Origin of the sequence: Periweissella fabalis (genome assembly GCF_012396505.1) — a bacterium.
Taxonomy (GTDB): Bacteria; Bacillota; Bacilli; order Lactobacillales; family Lactobacillaceae; genus Periweissella; species Periweissella fabalis.
Window position 1 is genome coordinate 183,095 of record NZ_JAAXPN010000002.1, and the last position, 15,695, is coordinate 198,789.

Here is a 15,695-nt window from a genome sequence, read left to right on the forward strand (position 1 = left end):
AGATATAAAAATGAATTATCGAACTCCACCATTTATGACCCCCGTGGCCGTAGTATCAATTATTTTGGCCCTTAGTGCGGCAAATGTGGTTGTAAACCAAGTTACAAATACAAATCAAGGGCATCCAGTACAGCGAATGGAACCTAGTCAACCAATTTCAAATAACAAAGATGAACAAAAAACTTCTTCGAGTTCTAGCTCAACAAGTGAAAAAGCAAGTAGTGATAATACAAGCTCGCTAAGTAGTGCGCAATCAAGTTCATCTAATGATGACAATCAAAATGATACACAATCAAGTTCAAAGATTAGCTCAAGTACTACATCAAGTTCTCAATCGAGTTCAACAAATGATGATACAAGCTCAGCAGCAACAAGTACGTCTGATGATAATACAAAAGAACCTAAACAAGCACCTGATCAATCAAGCAGTACAGATACACCAGCAACGCAAAAGCAACCTGCACAACAAAGTAGCTCAACTACTAATAAATAATATATAAGAAAGGAAGAAATAATGTTAACAATTTTAAGCTTACTAAACCAATATGTTGGTTTCTTTAATGTTAATACTAAGTTTAAAGGACGTTTATATACAGTTCTTGGCTTTGGCGGTGTTTGGTATATCCTATATATTGGAATTAGCTTTATTACAGCACATCGTTATCTACGTGGTTTTGGATTAATTGCCGCATTCGTTGGTTTAATGTATGTGATTTACTTGAATTTCATGTATTATTTTACGGAAAAAAAGGCTCATTTTGATATTTCACCGCATTTTGAGAAAGTGGTTGGTAATTCACAAGCAGCCGAAGCCAACCAGAAACAGAGTCAAGTTATTGGTCCTAATAATGGTGTCTACCGAGAACAACAAGTTTTACCAACAGCAGTTAAAAGTAATAGTGATGAAGTCGCTAATATTCAGACTTTATCACAAGAAATGCTTGATATGGGGCTCATAAATCAAGATTATCAAAAAATGTCTGATCATGAACTTCGTCAGTTATTAGTAGTAAACCATGACCAACCAGTGTATGCTAATCATCCAGGTAGTACGGTACCGTTTGCTAAATTGGTGATGGAAGGGACGCATTTAGTTATTTATGGTGGTATCAATGAGATGCAAGCAATGCGGCTAGGTGAAATTACGCGAGTAGGTCTAGCTGATGTAGCAACTGCTTTAAAAAATTCAGATATCTTTTTGGCATCAATTATTGTAAACGGTGGTCTTGGGAAAACTTTAACGCGTAGCAGCTTTATTGAAACTGCCTATCCTTATACGTTAAAAGTTGAAGTTGCTTATCGTCTAAAATAGTAATTAAAAAAATTCATTCAAATTAGAATGAATTTTTTTTTTGCATAAATTCGATATAGCGTATAAACTAAGGGTTAAAATAAAATTTAAAATTTCTAATAGTGGTAGTGCTAAAGAAAATTTTATTATTTCATATCGCTGTTTTAACAATGCTACTTAATAACTAGGGGGTTTTTTATGGCAATGATTGAGTTTAAAAATGTGGAAAAATATTATGGTGATTTTCATGCACTAAAAAATATTAATCTAGAAATTGAAGAAGGTAAGACTGTTGTATTAATTGGACCATCAGGTTCAGGAAAATCAACGTTAATCCGAACCATCAATGGATTAGAACAAATTCAAGCAGGAGATTTAACTGTATATGGGGAAAATATAGCAAAGAAGAAAAGTGATATGAATATATTACGTAAAAATGTTGGTATGGTTTTTCAACATTTTAATCTATATGCTAATAAAACGGTTTTAGAAAATATTATGTTGGCCCCACGAATTGTCCTTAAACGTGACGAAAAAGAAAATCGAGAAATAGCAGAGAAGTTACTTGAAATGGTTGGCTTGTCTGATAAAGGCAATAGTTATCCGGATATGCTTTCAGGTGGGCAAGAACAACGAGTTGCGATTGCTCGTTCATTAGCAATGAAACCTAAGGTGTTATTATTTGATGAACCTACGAGTGCCTTAGATCCTGAGATGATTGGGGATGTGTTAGAGGTTATGAAAAAGATTGCCCGCGATTCTGATATGACTATGGTCGTAGTAACACATGAAATGGGCTTTGCTAAACAAGTAGCAGACCAGGTAATCTTCATGGCTGAAGGAGCAATTATTGAAAAAAGTCCAGCTAAGGAATTTTTCGAAAATCCTAAGGAAGAACGTGCTAAGCAATTTTTGAGTCAAGTTTTAAATCATTAATATGCTTAGCCATTTGGAAGAGGAGGTTATTAGATGTTGAAAAGTAAACATAAATGGTTTGGCTTGATTACAGTAGTAATGTTCATGACTTTGATATTAAGTGCATGTGGTAATGAGACTGCACTAACTAAACAAAATGAATACAAACAGGTCAAAGACAAACAAGAAATGATTTGGGGAGTAAAAGCTGATACTCGATTATTTGGTTTAATGAACATCAAAACAGGTAAGGTGGAAGGCTTTGATGTTGATATGGCTAAAGAAATTACCAAAAGGATTGCACCAAATGCAAAGCCTGTCTTTGTGCAAGTTACGTCACAAACAAGAATTCCATTACTAAAAAATGGTAATATTCAAGCGATTATTGCCACAATGACAGGAACACCAGAGCGAGCCAAGATTGTTGATTTTTCAAAACCATATTTTAATGCTGGACAGTCATTGTTAGTCGTCAAAGGGAGCAAGATAAAAAGTGTTAAGGATTTGAATCATAAGGGAATAACAGTTTTGGGAACGGTTGGCTCAAATTCAGTTCTTAATATTAAAAAAGTTGCCCCTAATGCTCGAGTTTTACAATTACAAGATTACGCTCAAGCGTTAACTGCTTTGAAATCGGGGCAAGGAGATGCCTTAACAACTGATAATGGAATTTTATATGGGATGTCAGAACAAAATCCTAATACTCGAGTCGTTGGTGGTACTTTTACTAAAGAACCATATAGTGTTGCCATTGATAAAAAACAAACAGAGTTAAAAAGAGCTATCAATAAGGCTATTGACGAAATCCATCACGATGGTACTTATGATCGCTTAGTTAAGAAATGGTTCAGCAATGTACCAGGTTTTGATTGGAGGACGTTATTAAATGATTAATATTTTAACAACGCATTGGTCAGATTTTGTTCATGGATTCGGTATTACTTTACTAGCAAGTATAATTGCCTTAATAATTTCAATGATCTTAGGGACAGGATTTGCAATCTTGGAGGTTTTACCTAATAAATTTGTAAATCTGGTTGCCCGTATTTATATCGAAATCTTTCGTAATATCCCATTATTAGTTGTTACAATGTTTTTTTATGTTGTTGTGACACAATTTATAAAGATGAATGGTTTAGTTGCAGGTACAATTGGGTTATCTTTGTACACCTCAGCTTTTATCGCTGAAACAGTTCGGGCGGGAATTTTGTCAGTGGACAAAGGGCAAATGGAAGGTGCACGCGCCAATGGGCTAACTTATTGGCAAGCTATGCGCATTATCATTTTACCGCAAGCTTTTAAAATTGTGATTCCACCATTAGGTAATCAATTTATTAATTTGGTTAAAAACTCGTCAATTCTAGCGTTTGTAGCTGGCTTTGATTTGATGTATCAAGGTAATGAAATTGCCTCAACAACTTTTGATACGATTGATACGTATATACTTGTCGGTGTATTTTACTTGATAATTACGTTACCGCTAAGTTATTACATGCGATACTTGGAACATAAATTAGCATAGAAGGGAGGATCAAAATGCAAAATTTTTTTAATGCTTATACATCAATTAACTTGATATTTCTTTTGAAAGGTTTATGGATAACTATCGAAGTATCATTAATTTCTGGAGCCCTAAGTTTCATAATTGGTTCAATTTTGGGTGTGATCCGCTATGCTAAATTTCCAGTAATATCAATGTTAATCGGTTTTGTTATCGATATTCTACGAAATTTACCATTATTGCTGATTATTTTCTTTACTTATTTTGGCTTACCTAACTTTGGTGTTCGTCTTAATATTATGACGTCAGCAATTGCAGCATTAACTGTTTTTGAAGCAGCGATGTTTGCAGAAATTGTTCGCTCTGGAATTGTTTCAGTTCCACGTGGACAAAGTGAAGGTGCGCGCGCCAATGGGCTAACAGGTATTCAAACGATGTGGTATATTGTGTTACCACAAGCATATAAACGAATGATTCCACCTTTAGTGAGTCAGCTGATTTCTTTAATTAAGGATACATCCTTGGCAACTATTATCGTCTTACCAGAGTTAACATATCACGCACAAATTATTTATGGCCAAAATAATAGTTATATCATACCAATGTTCTTGGCAATTGCAGTGATGTACTTCATTGTTAATTATTGTTTATCATTAATTGGTTCGTGGTTTGGTCGCCGCCGTCATAGCCAAACGGCACATTAGGTTGAATATGGTAAAAAATTAATTTTAATTCTAGCCATTAAAACTTATTTAATAAAAAATTTATAATAAAGAGATGCGCTGACAAATGTTGTTAAAAAAGCTTTTGTCAGCGTTTTAGTTATTTTAATTAGCAATAAAATTAAAAAAATACTTTTATTATGAGAAAAATTTTAGTAAACTTGAGATATTATATTTCTAATAAAATTCTAATTGAAACGAAGTGTGAGTGATTGAATATGAAGGAAGAAACATTATTATCAATCAACGGTGTTTCAGTGGCTTTCAAAATTAATGGTGAATTTTATACGGCCATTGATGATGTCAGCCTTGAACTTCACCGTGATGAAGTCTTAGCCATTGTTGGTGAATCAGGTTCAGGTAAGTCTACATTAGCCACCACCGTAATTGGGTTGCACAATATGAATGCAACGCAAGTTACCGGTGAAATTAACTTCCAAGGCAAAGAAATTTTGGAATTGTCAGAAGATGAGTTTAACGATATTCGTGGTGATGAAATGGGGATGATTTTCCAAGACCCATTGGCCGCCTTAAACCCATTGATTCGCATTGGCGATCAAATCAAAGAAAGCTTAGATGTTCACTCAGATATGACTGAAGATCAAAAGCAAGCCCGCGTGCATGAATTGCTTGATCAAGTTGGGATTCCACATCCTGAACGGGTCGCTAAGCAATTCCCCCACCAATTATCAGGTGGGATGCGCCAACGGATTATTATCGCCATTGCGATTGCTAATAAACCACAATTAATTATTGCCGATGAACCAACAACTGCCTTGGATGTTACGATTCAAGCGCAAATCTTGGATTTATTAAAAGATATTCAACGTGAAAACCACGCCGGGATTATCTTGATTACCCACGATTTAGGGGTGGTTGCCGAAGTGGCCGACACAGTTGCCGTTATGTATGCCGGTGAAATTGTTGAGCAAGCACCAGTTGAAACTTTGTTTAATAATCCCAAACACCCATACACCCGTTCATTATTACGGGCAATGCCAACCATTGATTCTGAAAGTGATGAATTATATGTTGTTGAAGGGGCCGTTCCTTCTATTAAAGATATGGATCGTAATTCTGACTTGTTTGCGCCACGGATTCCTTGGACCAAGCCAGATGTTGGCCACCCAGTCTTGAAAGAAATTGCTCCCAACCACTATGTGCGTGGTGAAAGTTGGCGTGAATTTAAATTTAAAGATGAGCTCTAGGTAGTGAGTAGGAGACGTGCAATATGACAGTATTAATGGAAATTAAAGATTTAAAGGTTCACTACCCGATTCGATCAGGTTTCTGGAACCGCATTACTGATTATGTTTACGCAGCTGATGGGATTTCATTTACCATTGAAGCTGGTAAGACATATGGATTAGTTGGTGAATCAGGTTCAGGTAAATCAACAATTGGTAAAGCGATTGTTGGCCTTGAAAAGATTACCGGTGGTGAAATTATTTATAACGGTGAAGATGTAAGTAAACCAAGTGTACGTAATAAGATGAAATACAACAAAGACGTGCAAATGATTTTCCAAGATTCACTTTCATCACTTAATCCTAAGAAGACCATTTACCAAATCATTGCGGAACCCATCCGTAACTTTGACAAAATGGATAAGGAAAGTGAGAAGCAACGCGTGATTGAATTGTTGGATATCGTTGGTTTATCAAAAAACGCGATGTACCAATATCCGCACCAATTCTCAGGTGGTCAACGCCAACGGATTGGGATTGCCCGAGCGATTGCAACAAATCCTAAATTGATCATTGCTGATGAACCAGTTTCAGCACTTGACTTGTCAATTCAAGCCCAAGTGTTGAACTTTATGAAACGGATTCAAAAAGAATTAGGGATTTCATTTTTGTTCATCTCTCATGACCTTGGGGTTGTGCGGCACATGACTGAAAACATTGCGATTATGCACTTAGGGCGTTTCGTTGAATTGGGAACCCGTGAAGATATTTACAATAACCCGCAACACATTTACACGAAACGTTTGCTTTCAGCGATTCCCCAAATTGATATTGCTAATCGTGAAGCTAATAAAGCAAAACGGGCGCAAGTTGAAGCGGAATATCAAGAAAAGCGATCACATTTCTATGATAAAGATGGTTTAGCATACCCAATGCATCAAATTTCAGATACCCACTGGGTTTCAACCCCACCAACACAAAATTCAGAAGGGACAGGTAAGTAATATGTGGAAAACAATTATTCGCCGAGTTTTGATTATGATTCCTCAAATCGTAATTCTTTCAGTCTTGGTGTTCGTCTTAGCTAAATTAATGCCTGGGGACCCATTCTCTGGAACTATCGGACCTAACACTGATCCAAAGCAAATCGAAGCTTTGAAACGAGCTGCTGGTTTGTTTGATCCTTGGTATGTCCAATACTGGCATTGGATTGTGAACTTATTCCATGGTAACTTGGGTCAAAGTTACACCTTGAAGCAACCAGTTACAACCGTGCTTGGTAATCGGATTGGTAATACCGTTTGGTTGTCATTACTTTCATTGATTGTTTCTTATGCTGTGGCCATTCCATTGGGGATGACATCTGGTCGTCATGATGGTTCACGTCGTGACCGTGGAATTGCAATTTTTAACTACTTTACTTTTGGATTACCAACTTTCGTTGTATTCTTACTTGGTTTATACTTCTTTGGCTACCAATTGAACTGGTTTCCAACTTCTGGGACTGTTAGCATCAACGCAAGTGGGTTCTTTGCTGAAGCTTCATCACGCTTATATCACATGCTCTTGCCTGGTGCTTTAGCAGGGATTCTAGGAACAACATCAACCATTCAATACTTACGTTCAGAAATTATTGATGCTAAGTCCCAAGACTATGTTCGTACAGCCCGTTCAAAAGGGGTGCCAACAAGTAAAGTTTATTCACGGCACATCTTCCGCAACTCGTTATTACCAATTGCCGCCTTTGCGGGATTCCAAATTACTGGTTTAATCGGTGGTTCGGTTGTTATCGAACAAGTCTTCTCATACCCAGGGATGGGACAATTATTTATCACAGCGATTACATCTCGTGACTACTCAGTCGTAACGGCAATCGTCTTATTTACCGGTATTTTAGCGTTGTTTGGATCATTACTTTCAGATATTATCTTGAGTTTGGTTGATCCACGGATTCGCATTGAATAGAAAGGAGGAGTAAATATGTCAGAACAAAATGAAACACAAGTCCAACCATCATTACAAGCTACTGTGCCAGAAATTAAAGACGGTGCAGTAATCGTTGAAGCTCCTTCTACGTGGCGGACCATCAAACGAGAATTTTTGAAAGATAAAGTCGCCTTAGTATCTGCTGTTATTTTGGCAGTGCTTTTCCTAACGGTAATTATCTGGTCATTTTTTATTCCTAAGACTGCTGTTACCAATGTTAATATTATTGATCAATACTTAGCTCCTGGGACCCAGGGGCATATCTTAGGAACTGATGAACAAGGTCGTGATCAATTGCTTATGTTAGTCGCATCAGCGAAGAACTCGTTATTGATTGCCTTTATGATTACAGTTATTGGACAAGTTGTCGGAATTATTATCGGTTTAATTACGGGCTACTTCCGTGGCGTTGTTGACACAGTAATTATGCGGATTATTGATTTCTGGATTGTTTTACCATTTATCATGATCATCATCGTGTTAGTTTCAATTGTACCTAAGTATAATGAATGGACTTTGATTTGGATTATTGGGCTCTTTGCATGGCAAGGAACAACCCGTTTGATTCGGTCAAAAGTGCTATCAGAATCTGATCGTGATTACGTACGGGCATCAAAAACGTCTGGGTCAAGCAACTTTATGATCATGTTTCGTGAAATTTTACCAAATTTGGCATCAATTATTATTGTTGATTCAACTTTGACTTTTGCTGGTAACATCGGGATTGAAACGACGCTTTCTTTCTTAGGTTTTGGTTTGCCAAATGGGACGCCATCACTTGGGACAATGGTTTCAGCCGCAACAGATCCAACCGTTCTGGCTACTAAAGCGTACGTTTGGTTACCACCAGTAATCTTCATTATTGTAATTTGTGTGGGTATCTCATTTGTTGGGCAAGTATTCCGCCGGGCTGCTGATGCTCGTCAACGCTTAGGTTAAAAATTACAATTTACTAATCTTTAATTACTAATATTAGAAAAAGAGTCCTAAATCTTATTTTAAATAAGATTTAGGACTCTTTTTTAATTTAAAAGGCCTTAAAATGAGTTTAATATTAAAATGATATTAAAAAAGAATTGCAACTTTGAAATTAAAATGATAAGATAATCGACATAGAAGAAATCGCTTTGAAGGGTGATTTCAAATCTTTTAGTAATTATGATGAAAGTATGGGGTTTTAGTTTATGAAGAAATCTACTAAGTATATTACTGGTCTTGCAGCGGCAGCAGCATTATTCTCTGTTGTGCTTGCTGGATGTGGTAATAAAGGCGCACAATCAGGGTCACAAGACTCAGCCTCTTTAGGTGCTTTGAAGCTTGCTTACAACAACAAGGACAAAGCGATTAAAGATGGTACTTTAAATATTGCGATGGTTCAAGATACTCCTTTCCAAGGGGTGTTTGCATCTGAGCTTTCAAACGATTTAACAGATTCATACCTTCAAGCACCAACTGGAACTGGATTGTTTAACACAACTAATTCATTTAAAATCGTGGATGGTGGAGCAGCTAACCTTAAACTTGATAAAGCTAGCAAGACAGCCACAATTACCCTTCGTAAAGGTCTTACTTGGTCAGATGGTAAACCTGTAACTGCTAAGGACTTAGAATTTCCTTATGAAATTACGGCTAACCCAGCTTATCAATCACAACGCTATACTGATTCACTAGCAAATATCAAAGGTTTGGCTGACTACCACAATGGTAAAGCCAAAACAATTTCAGGAATCACTTATCCAGATGGTGAAAATGGTAACTCAATTAAAATCCAATTTGATCACATGACACCTGGTATGTGGCAATCAGGTTCTGGTTACTATATTGAATCTATTGAACCATACCATTACTTGAAGGATGTTAAGCCAGCTGATTTAGCTGCTTCTAAACAAGTGCGTCAAGAACCACTTGCTTTTGGACCTTATAAAGTTTCTAAAGTTGTTGCTGGTCAATCAGTAACTTACGTACCAAACCCATACTGGAAAGGTCCTACACCAAAACTTAAGCAAATTACTTCAACTGTTGTTTCAACTGCCACCGCAGCTGAGGCTTTGAAGTCTAAGAAGTATGATGTAGCTTTTCAGATGCCATCAACGGCTTATCCAACTGTTAAAGGATTAAAGAACTACGTACAAACTGGTGATCAATCACTTTCATTCTCATACATTGCCTTTAACTTAGGACACTATGACACTAAGAAGTCAGAAAACGTTCAAGACCGTAAGACGCCATTGCAAGATAAAGCCCTTCGGCAAGCAATGGGTTACGCAATGAATGTTGACCAAGTAAACAAGAAGTTTAACAACGGTCTTGCTACTCGTGCTAACTCAACGATTGTACCGGTCTTCAAGGAAGCTAACGATCCTTCAGTTAAGGGTTATCCATTGGATATCAAGAAGGCTAATAGCATCCTTGATAAAGCTGGTTACAAGTGGGATTCAAAGCATGAATACCGTAAAACTCCAGAAGGTAAGAGCTTTAAGTTGGTTTACTTGGCTCGTTCAGGTAATGCCAATGCAGAAGCTGTTGCACAAAACTACATTCAACAATGGAAACAAATTGGGGTTGATGTGGCCCTTTACCACGACCGTTTGACGGACTTCAATAGTTGGGGTCAAATCATGCAAGGCGGAAACAACAATGATTGGGACTTCACCGGTGGGGCATGGTCAGTTTCTTCTGACCCTTCACAAATGGATCTTTATTCAAAGGGAGCTCCATATAACTTCGGTCACTTTACTACACCTAAGTTGACTAAATTACTTGATGCTATCGATGCTCCAGCCGCAATTGATCCTAAGGTTCGTCAAAAAGCCTTCTACGCATACCAACAATACATGCAAGATCAAGCAGCTGTCATTCCAACATCATTCTCACTTGACTGGTTCCCAGTTAATAAGCGGGTTATTGGTTGGTCAAATGCCAACGATAATGGTTTGAACTACTGGGCTAATATTGGTGTTTCATCTGAATCAACTAAATAATAATATCTAAAACAAGTATTGTGTAAGCAATACTTGTTTTTTTGTGCATATCATTAATTATGTTTTTATAAATTTAATATTAAGCAAATATTTAGATTCTTGATAAATTAAATGAGGCTTATTAAAACAAGGTTTGTAGGATTTTTATTAGAATTAATAATCATTAAGTGAGAATTAGATTAAAATAAGATTGCAATTTTTGGTTAAGGTGCTAATATATTGAACATAGCTCAAGGGATACCAAAAGTTAAATAGTAATCGCTAAGTAAATATGATGAAAGTACAGGGACAAAAATATGAAAAAATCAACGAAATATTTTACTGGCTTAGCAGCTGCAGTAGCATTATTTTCAGTAGTATTAGCTGGGTGTGGAAGTAAAAGTGCAGCCAATACACCTACAGCATCAACTGGGAACCTAAAGTTATCCTATGATAATAAGGCACAATCTGTTAAGGATGGAATTCTAAACATTGCAATGGTTCAAGATACACCATTTCAAGGAATTTTTGCACCTGTCTTACAACAAGATCAAGTTGACCAATTCTTAACTGAACCGATGTCAGGGGTCTATGGGACACTTTTTAAGACAGATGGCCAATTTAAGATAGTTGATGGTGGCCAAGCTAATCTTAAAATTAATAAAGCAGATAAATCATTGATAATTACTTTACATAAAGGTTTAACCTGGTCAGATGGAAAACCAGTTAAAGCGAAAGATTTAGAATTTCCATATGAAATTATTGCAAATAATGCCTATCAATCACAGCTTTATACGGATTCATTAGCTGATATTGTTGGTTTAAAAGATTTCCATGAAGGTAAAACAAAGACTATTTCAGGAATTACATATCCCGATGGTGAAAATGGGAATTCAATTAAAATTCAATTTAATCATTTAACCCCCGGTATGTGGAATTCTGGTTCAGGTTATTACCTTGAATCAGCTGAACCATATCACTATTTAAAAGATATTAAACCCGGGGATTTAGCTGGGTCAAAGCAAATTCGGCAAACACCACTCTCATATGGTCCATATAAAGTTGCTAACGTGGTTGCTGGCCAATCAGTATCATATGTGCCCAACCCATACTGGTATGGTCAAAAACCTAAGCTTAAAAAGATTGTGACAACAGTTGTATCAACATCAACTATTGCGGCTGCATTAAAAGACAAAAAGTATGATGTTGCCTATCAGACTCCGGCTACTGCTTACCCTACAATTAAGAAGTTAGATAATTATGTTCAAACTGGGCACCAATCTTTGTCATTTTACTACTTAAGCTATAATTTAGGGCATTATGATACAAGCAAATCAGTTAACGTCCAAGATCGGAAAACCCCATTACAAAATGTAGCACTCCGCCAAGCGATGGGGTATGCGATGAACGTTGATCAAGTTAACAAGAAATTCAATTATGGTTTACAAACGCGAGCTAATACTGTTATTGTGCCACCATTTAAAGATGCCCATGACGCATCAGTTAAAGGTTTCCCATTAGACATTAAGAAAGCTAATAATCTTCTTGATAAGGCTGGTTTTAAGTGGGATTCAAAGCATGAATATCGTTTGAATACGAATGGTAAACCATTTAAGTTAGTCTTTATGGCCCGTTCAGGCAACGCAAATGCACAAGCAATTGCACAAAACTACATTCAACAATGGAAACAGATTGGGGTTGATGTTGTTTTATATCACGATCGCCTAACCGACTTTAATACGTGGGCACAAACAATGCAAAGTGGAACTAGTAATGATTGGGATTTGACGATTGGTGGTTGGGCTGACACGACTGACCCATCATTGATTTCATTATTTGGACCAGGAACCCAAAGTAACTTTGGCCACTTTGTTAGTCCCGAGTTTACCAGTATCTTGAACAAAATTGATCCAGCAGTACGTCAAAAAGCCTTCTATGACATGCAAAAGTACATGCAAAAAGAGGCTTTCGTTATTCCAACTTCATATTCTATTGATTGGTATCCAATTAATAAGCGAGTAACTGGTTGGACCAACGACAATGCACAAAATAACACCCGTTGGATTAATGTTGGAGTCACTGCCGATGCAACGAAATAATTACTAGCTTAATATTACAGACTGTGCCAAACTATTAATAAGTAGTTAGAGAATACTCATTTATTCTTCACAGACCGTTTAAAACCGGATTATCTGCTAACAGGTAATCCGGTTTTGTTTTAAGATGTGATTACTACCGACACAATTTCACTATGGAAAAGAGGGTATCTTTATATGGTTAAGATTCAAGACGATTTGTACGAACACGTGAACGCGGATTGGCTAGCTAATACAGAAATTCCAGCTGATCGTCCTCGCATTGGGGCGTTTGACGAAATTGACATTAAAATTGAGCAACAAGAACTAGCTGATTTTGCAGCAATGCTCAAGGATGATTCTGCAACCGGCATGTTGGGGGAATTTATTAAGTATTATCGGTTAACAAGTGATTGGGAGACTCGGAATGCCCAAGGCGCCCAACCAGCCAAAGTGATTTTAGAAAAATATGAAAAGCTCAACTCATTAGCTGATTTACAAGCCCACCTTGTGGAATTGAAATTAGCTGGCTTACCAACGGCCATTTTACCGGTGTATGTTGATCAAGATATGAAAGATACATCGCGTAATATTTTACAAGCTGATGCGATGGGGACGTTGTTACCTGATACAACCTATTACGAAGAGGGTGGTGATAGTGTTGAACTCTTCCAATTATTGGAAAACAGCTATGTACCATTACTTGAAAAATATGGATATGCCACTGAAGAAGCCCACCAGATTGTCCAACAAGCAATTGAATTTGATAAATTAGTCGCCCAATATGTGCTTTCAAATGAAGCTAAAAGTGATTACTGGAAACTTTATAATCCGCAAGACTTTGCTGAATTTACGCAACAAGCGCGTCACATTGATATTGCGAAGCTGGTGCCCGAATTAATTGATGCGACCCCAACGATGATTAATGTCACCGATGTTCGCTTCTGGCAAAATTACGACAAAATTGTTAATGAAGACAATTTTGCGGGCATTAAAGCGACCTTAATCTTGGGAGTAGTTTCAGATTTAGCAAGTTATTTAAGTGATGATATTCGGATTGCTAACGGTGCTTTTAGTCGCTCTTTGAGTGGGACAGCTGAAGCCCGCTCGGCTGAGAAAGCGGCCTTTAATTTAGCCCACGCTGCCTTTAGTCCGGTGGTTGGGGATTACTATGGCCGCAAGTACTTTGGTGAAGCAGCGAAAGCCGATGTTCTTGATATGGTCAAAAAAATGATTGGGGTCTATCAAGAATGCCTTGAAAGTAATACTTGGCTAGGGGAAGCAACCAAGCAAAAAGCCATCTTGAAATTATCAACAATTGGCTTAAATGTTGGTTATCCGGATGTAATTCCAGCCCGCTACACCTTATTTGTGGTTGATGAACAAGCTGGTTTATTGGCCAATGCACTACGTTTCCGTGCTATTCAAGTGGCTCATAGCTTTTCACAATTTAAATTAGCACCGGATAAAACTGAATGGGAAATGCCCGCTGATATGGTTAATGCGTATTATACCACCCATTCCACAATATCATCGTATTCCCAGCTGCAATTTTACAAGCCCCATTCTATAGCTTGGAGCAAAGTAAATCCGCAAACTATGGTGGGATTGGGGCGGTAATTGCTCATGAAATTTCTCACGCCTTTGAAGCACGGACTGACGCGATGGTTAAAGAATTTGATGGCCTTGATAGTGCCGGGGCCACGGTTAATGGTAAGTTAGTCGTCTCTGAAAACGTCGCTGATGTTGGGGGGATGAGTGTCGCCCTTGAAGCCGCTAAGGGTGAAGATGAAGTTAGTTTAACTGATTTCTTTACTAACTGGGCCACGGTTTGGCGCATGAATGCTTCAAAGGAATATATGAAGTTACTTTCAAAAGTTGATGTCCATGCATCCGCACGCTTACGAGCTAATGTCCAAGTGACGAACTTTGCTGATTTCTTTACGACTTTTGATGTGACGCCAGCAGATAAGATGTGGCGGGCACCAGAAGACCGGGTCCAAATCTGGTAGAGTGCGACAAGTGTCGTTAGAAGGTGGTGGCTAACACTAAGTTGCAAATAATGCGGGTTTAGCATTAGTGCAGATTGGGTTAGCTGAACCTTCTGGAACTTGGAGCGCGTTTAAGTAACGCCATAGCGCCATAGCATACTAAAACAGGCTGAAGATGTCATCTTCAGCCTGTTTTAGTATGCTAATGGTTATTTAACCAAATAGACTTGTTCATTAATCAAATCAAAAGATTGATAATAGACATTTAATTCTGGCACTAGTGTCAAATCAGCATTTTGCCAGAAAATGGTGGAATTAGTGGCACCATCTTTTTCACCAATCACTAGGAACTTAACTAATGGATATTTAGTTCGTAATTTTTGGAGAACTTGCCAATCAATGTCAAGACCATCCGGTGACCATGACATAATGACATATGCTACTTGGTTACCGTATTTATCAATAGCTGCTAGGGCATCTAATGGTTCAATCGTAGTGACAGGATGCTTACCTGTCGCATTTTCATTAAGCCAACTAGTATCGTCAGTGGTATAAATTAACTGACTCGAATTACGGGCCCGTAAACCAGCTGAAATATAACCATTGCCAGCCATGATTTCTAAAACGGGCGCACCTGCTAAATAGGTACTCAAGTCTTGTAAGAAAACGGCATTGGTATACGCCCACATCCCATATTGGCTTGATAAATAATCCCGAAAATCACGTAAGTCATGATCTAAATCGGCCAGTGGATTAATTAATAGCTCCCAGAGTGCATCCCCACGCGGATCTTTTGGGGCATACTGTTGATTAACATATTCATAGATTACATCTTGAATGTTATCGGGAAGTAATAATGGTGGTAATGGTTGTGGTTCAAGGCCATTTTGCAAACGATGATCAGCATTTAAAATGTGATTAAGTAATAATTTAATTGGCAAAATTGCATCATATAATTTTTGATAACCAACGATGCGGCTAAGGTAACTAGACGTAAAAGTGGTTTCTGGTTTAAATTGTTTTTTTAATTTTTTAAGCTTTTTGGGCTGCATATTAATATCCTAAAA

Annotated in this window: 15 protein-coding genes; 14 read left to right on the top strand and 1 reads right to left on the bottom strand. The window is 37.5% G+C overall.

The features are described from left to right. Positions 1–10: 10 nt before the first annotated feature. From HF964_RS03845 to HF964_RS10105, 14 genes are all read left to right on the top strand, one after another. Positions 11–493, top strand: a complete 483-nt coding sequence (locus tag HF964_RS03845; protein ID WP_168721741.1) for a hypothetical protein — start codon at positions 11–13, stop codon at positions 491–493. A 21-nt stretch (positions 494–514) separates the two neighbouring features. Next, positions 515–1,312, top strand: coding sequence for a DUF6681 family protein (locus HF964_RS03850; RefSeq protein WP_168721742.1), 798 nt, complete (start codon positions 515–517; stop codon positions 1,310–1,312). A 177-nt stretch (positions 1,313–1,489) separates the two neighbouring features. Further along, a complete protein-coding gene (locus tag HF964_RS03855; protein WP_168721743.1) occupies positions 1,490–2,227 on the top strand; it encodes an amino acid ABC transporter ATP-binding protein in 738 nt (245 codons plus the stop codon). A 33-nt stretch (positions 2,228–2,260) separates the two neighbouring features. Then, on the top strand, positions 2,261–3,100 hold the full coding sequence (locus HF964_RS03860; RefSeq protein WP_168721744.1) for a glutamate ABC transporter substrate-binding protein: 840 nt from the start codon (positions 2,261–2,263) through the stop codon (positions 3,098–3,100). After that, positions 3,093–3,728: an amino acid ABC transporter permease gene (locus tag HF964_RS03865; protein ID WP_168721745.1), complete on the top strand. Its 636-nt coding sequence runs from the start codon at positions 3,093–3,095 to the stop codon at positions 3,726–3,728. The genes HF964_RS03860 and HF964_RS03865 overlap by 8 nt, the downstream gene beginning before the upstream one ends. Positions 3,729–3,742: 14 nt before the next feature. Continuing rightward, a complete protein-coding gene (locus HF964_RS03870; protein WP_168721746.1) occupies positions 3,743–4,411 on the top strand; it encodes an amino acid ABC transporter permease in 669 nt (222 codons plus the stop codon). 236 nt (positions 4,412–4,647) lie between these two features. Further along, the gene (locus tag HF964_RS03875) at positions 4,648–5,637 is read left to right on the top strand and encodes an ABC transporter ATP-binding protein (protein WP_168721747.1); all 990 of its coding nucleotides are present in this window, start codon (positions 4,648–4,650) and stop codon (positions 5,635–5,637) included. Between the two features lie 23 nt (positions 5,638–5,660). After that, entirely contained in the window at positions 5,661–6,620 is a 960-nt protein-coding gene (locus HF964_RS03880; RefSeq protein ID WP_168721748.1) for an ABC transporter ATP-binding protein, read from the top strand. A gap of 1 nt (position 6,621) precedes the next feature. Next, a complete protein-coding gene (opp4B, locus tag HF964_RS03885; RefSeq protein WP_168721749.1) occupies positions 6,622–7,581 on the top strand; it encodes an oligopeptide ABC transporter permease in 960 nt (319 codons plus the stop codon). 15 nt (positions 7,582–7,596) lie between these two features. Continuing rightward, positions 7,597–8,541 carry an ABC transporter permease gene (locus tag HF964_RS03890; RefSeq protein ID WP_168721750.1) on the top strand — a complete coding sequence of 315 codons (945 nt, stop codon included), beginning with the start codon at positions 7,597–7,599 and terminating at the stop codon, positions 8,539–8,541. A gap of 245 nt (positions 8,542–8,786) precedes the next feature. Next, positions 8,787–10,583, top strand: coding sequence for an oligopeptide ABC transporter substrate-binding protein (locus HF964_RS03895; protein WP_168721751.1), 1,797 nt, complete (start codon positions 8,787–8,789; stop codon positions 10,581–10,583). Positions 10,584–10,879: 296 nt separating this feature from the next. Then, positions 10,880–12,661: an ABC transporter substrate-binding protein gene (locus tag HF964_RS03900; RefSeq protein ID WP_168721752.1), complete on the top strand. Its 1,782-nt coding sequence runs from the start codon at positions 10,880–10,882 to the stop codon at positions 12,659–12,661. Positions 12,662–12,835: 174 nt separating this feature from the next. After that, positions 12,836–14,257, top strand: coding sequence for a M13 family metallopeptidase (locus HF964_RS03905; RefSeq protein WP_420850121.1), 1,422 nt, complete (start codon positions 12,836–12,838; stop codon positions 14,255–14,257). Beyond that, complete coding sequence (locus tag HF964_RS10105) at positions 14,188–14,649, top strand: M13-type metalloendopeptidase (protein WP_420850124.1); 462 nt, start codon at positions 14,188–14,190, stop codon at positions 14,647–14,649. The genes HF964_RS03905 and HF964_RS10105 overlap by 70 nt, the downstream gene beginning before the upstream one ends. Positions 14,650–14,837: 188 nt before the next feature. On the opposite strand, the gene HF964_RS03910 is transcribed toward HF964_RS10105, so the two are convergent. Continuing rightward, complete coding sequence (locus HF964_RS03910) at positions 14,838–15,680, bottom strand: SAM-dependent methyltransferase (RefSeq protein WP_168721753.1); 843 nt, start codon at positions 15,678–15,680, stop codon at positions 14,838–14,840. Between the last annotated feature and the right edge of the window lie 15 nt (positions 15,681–15,695).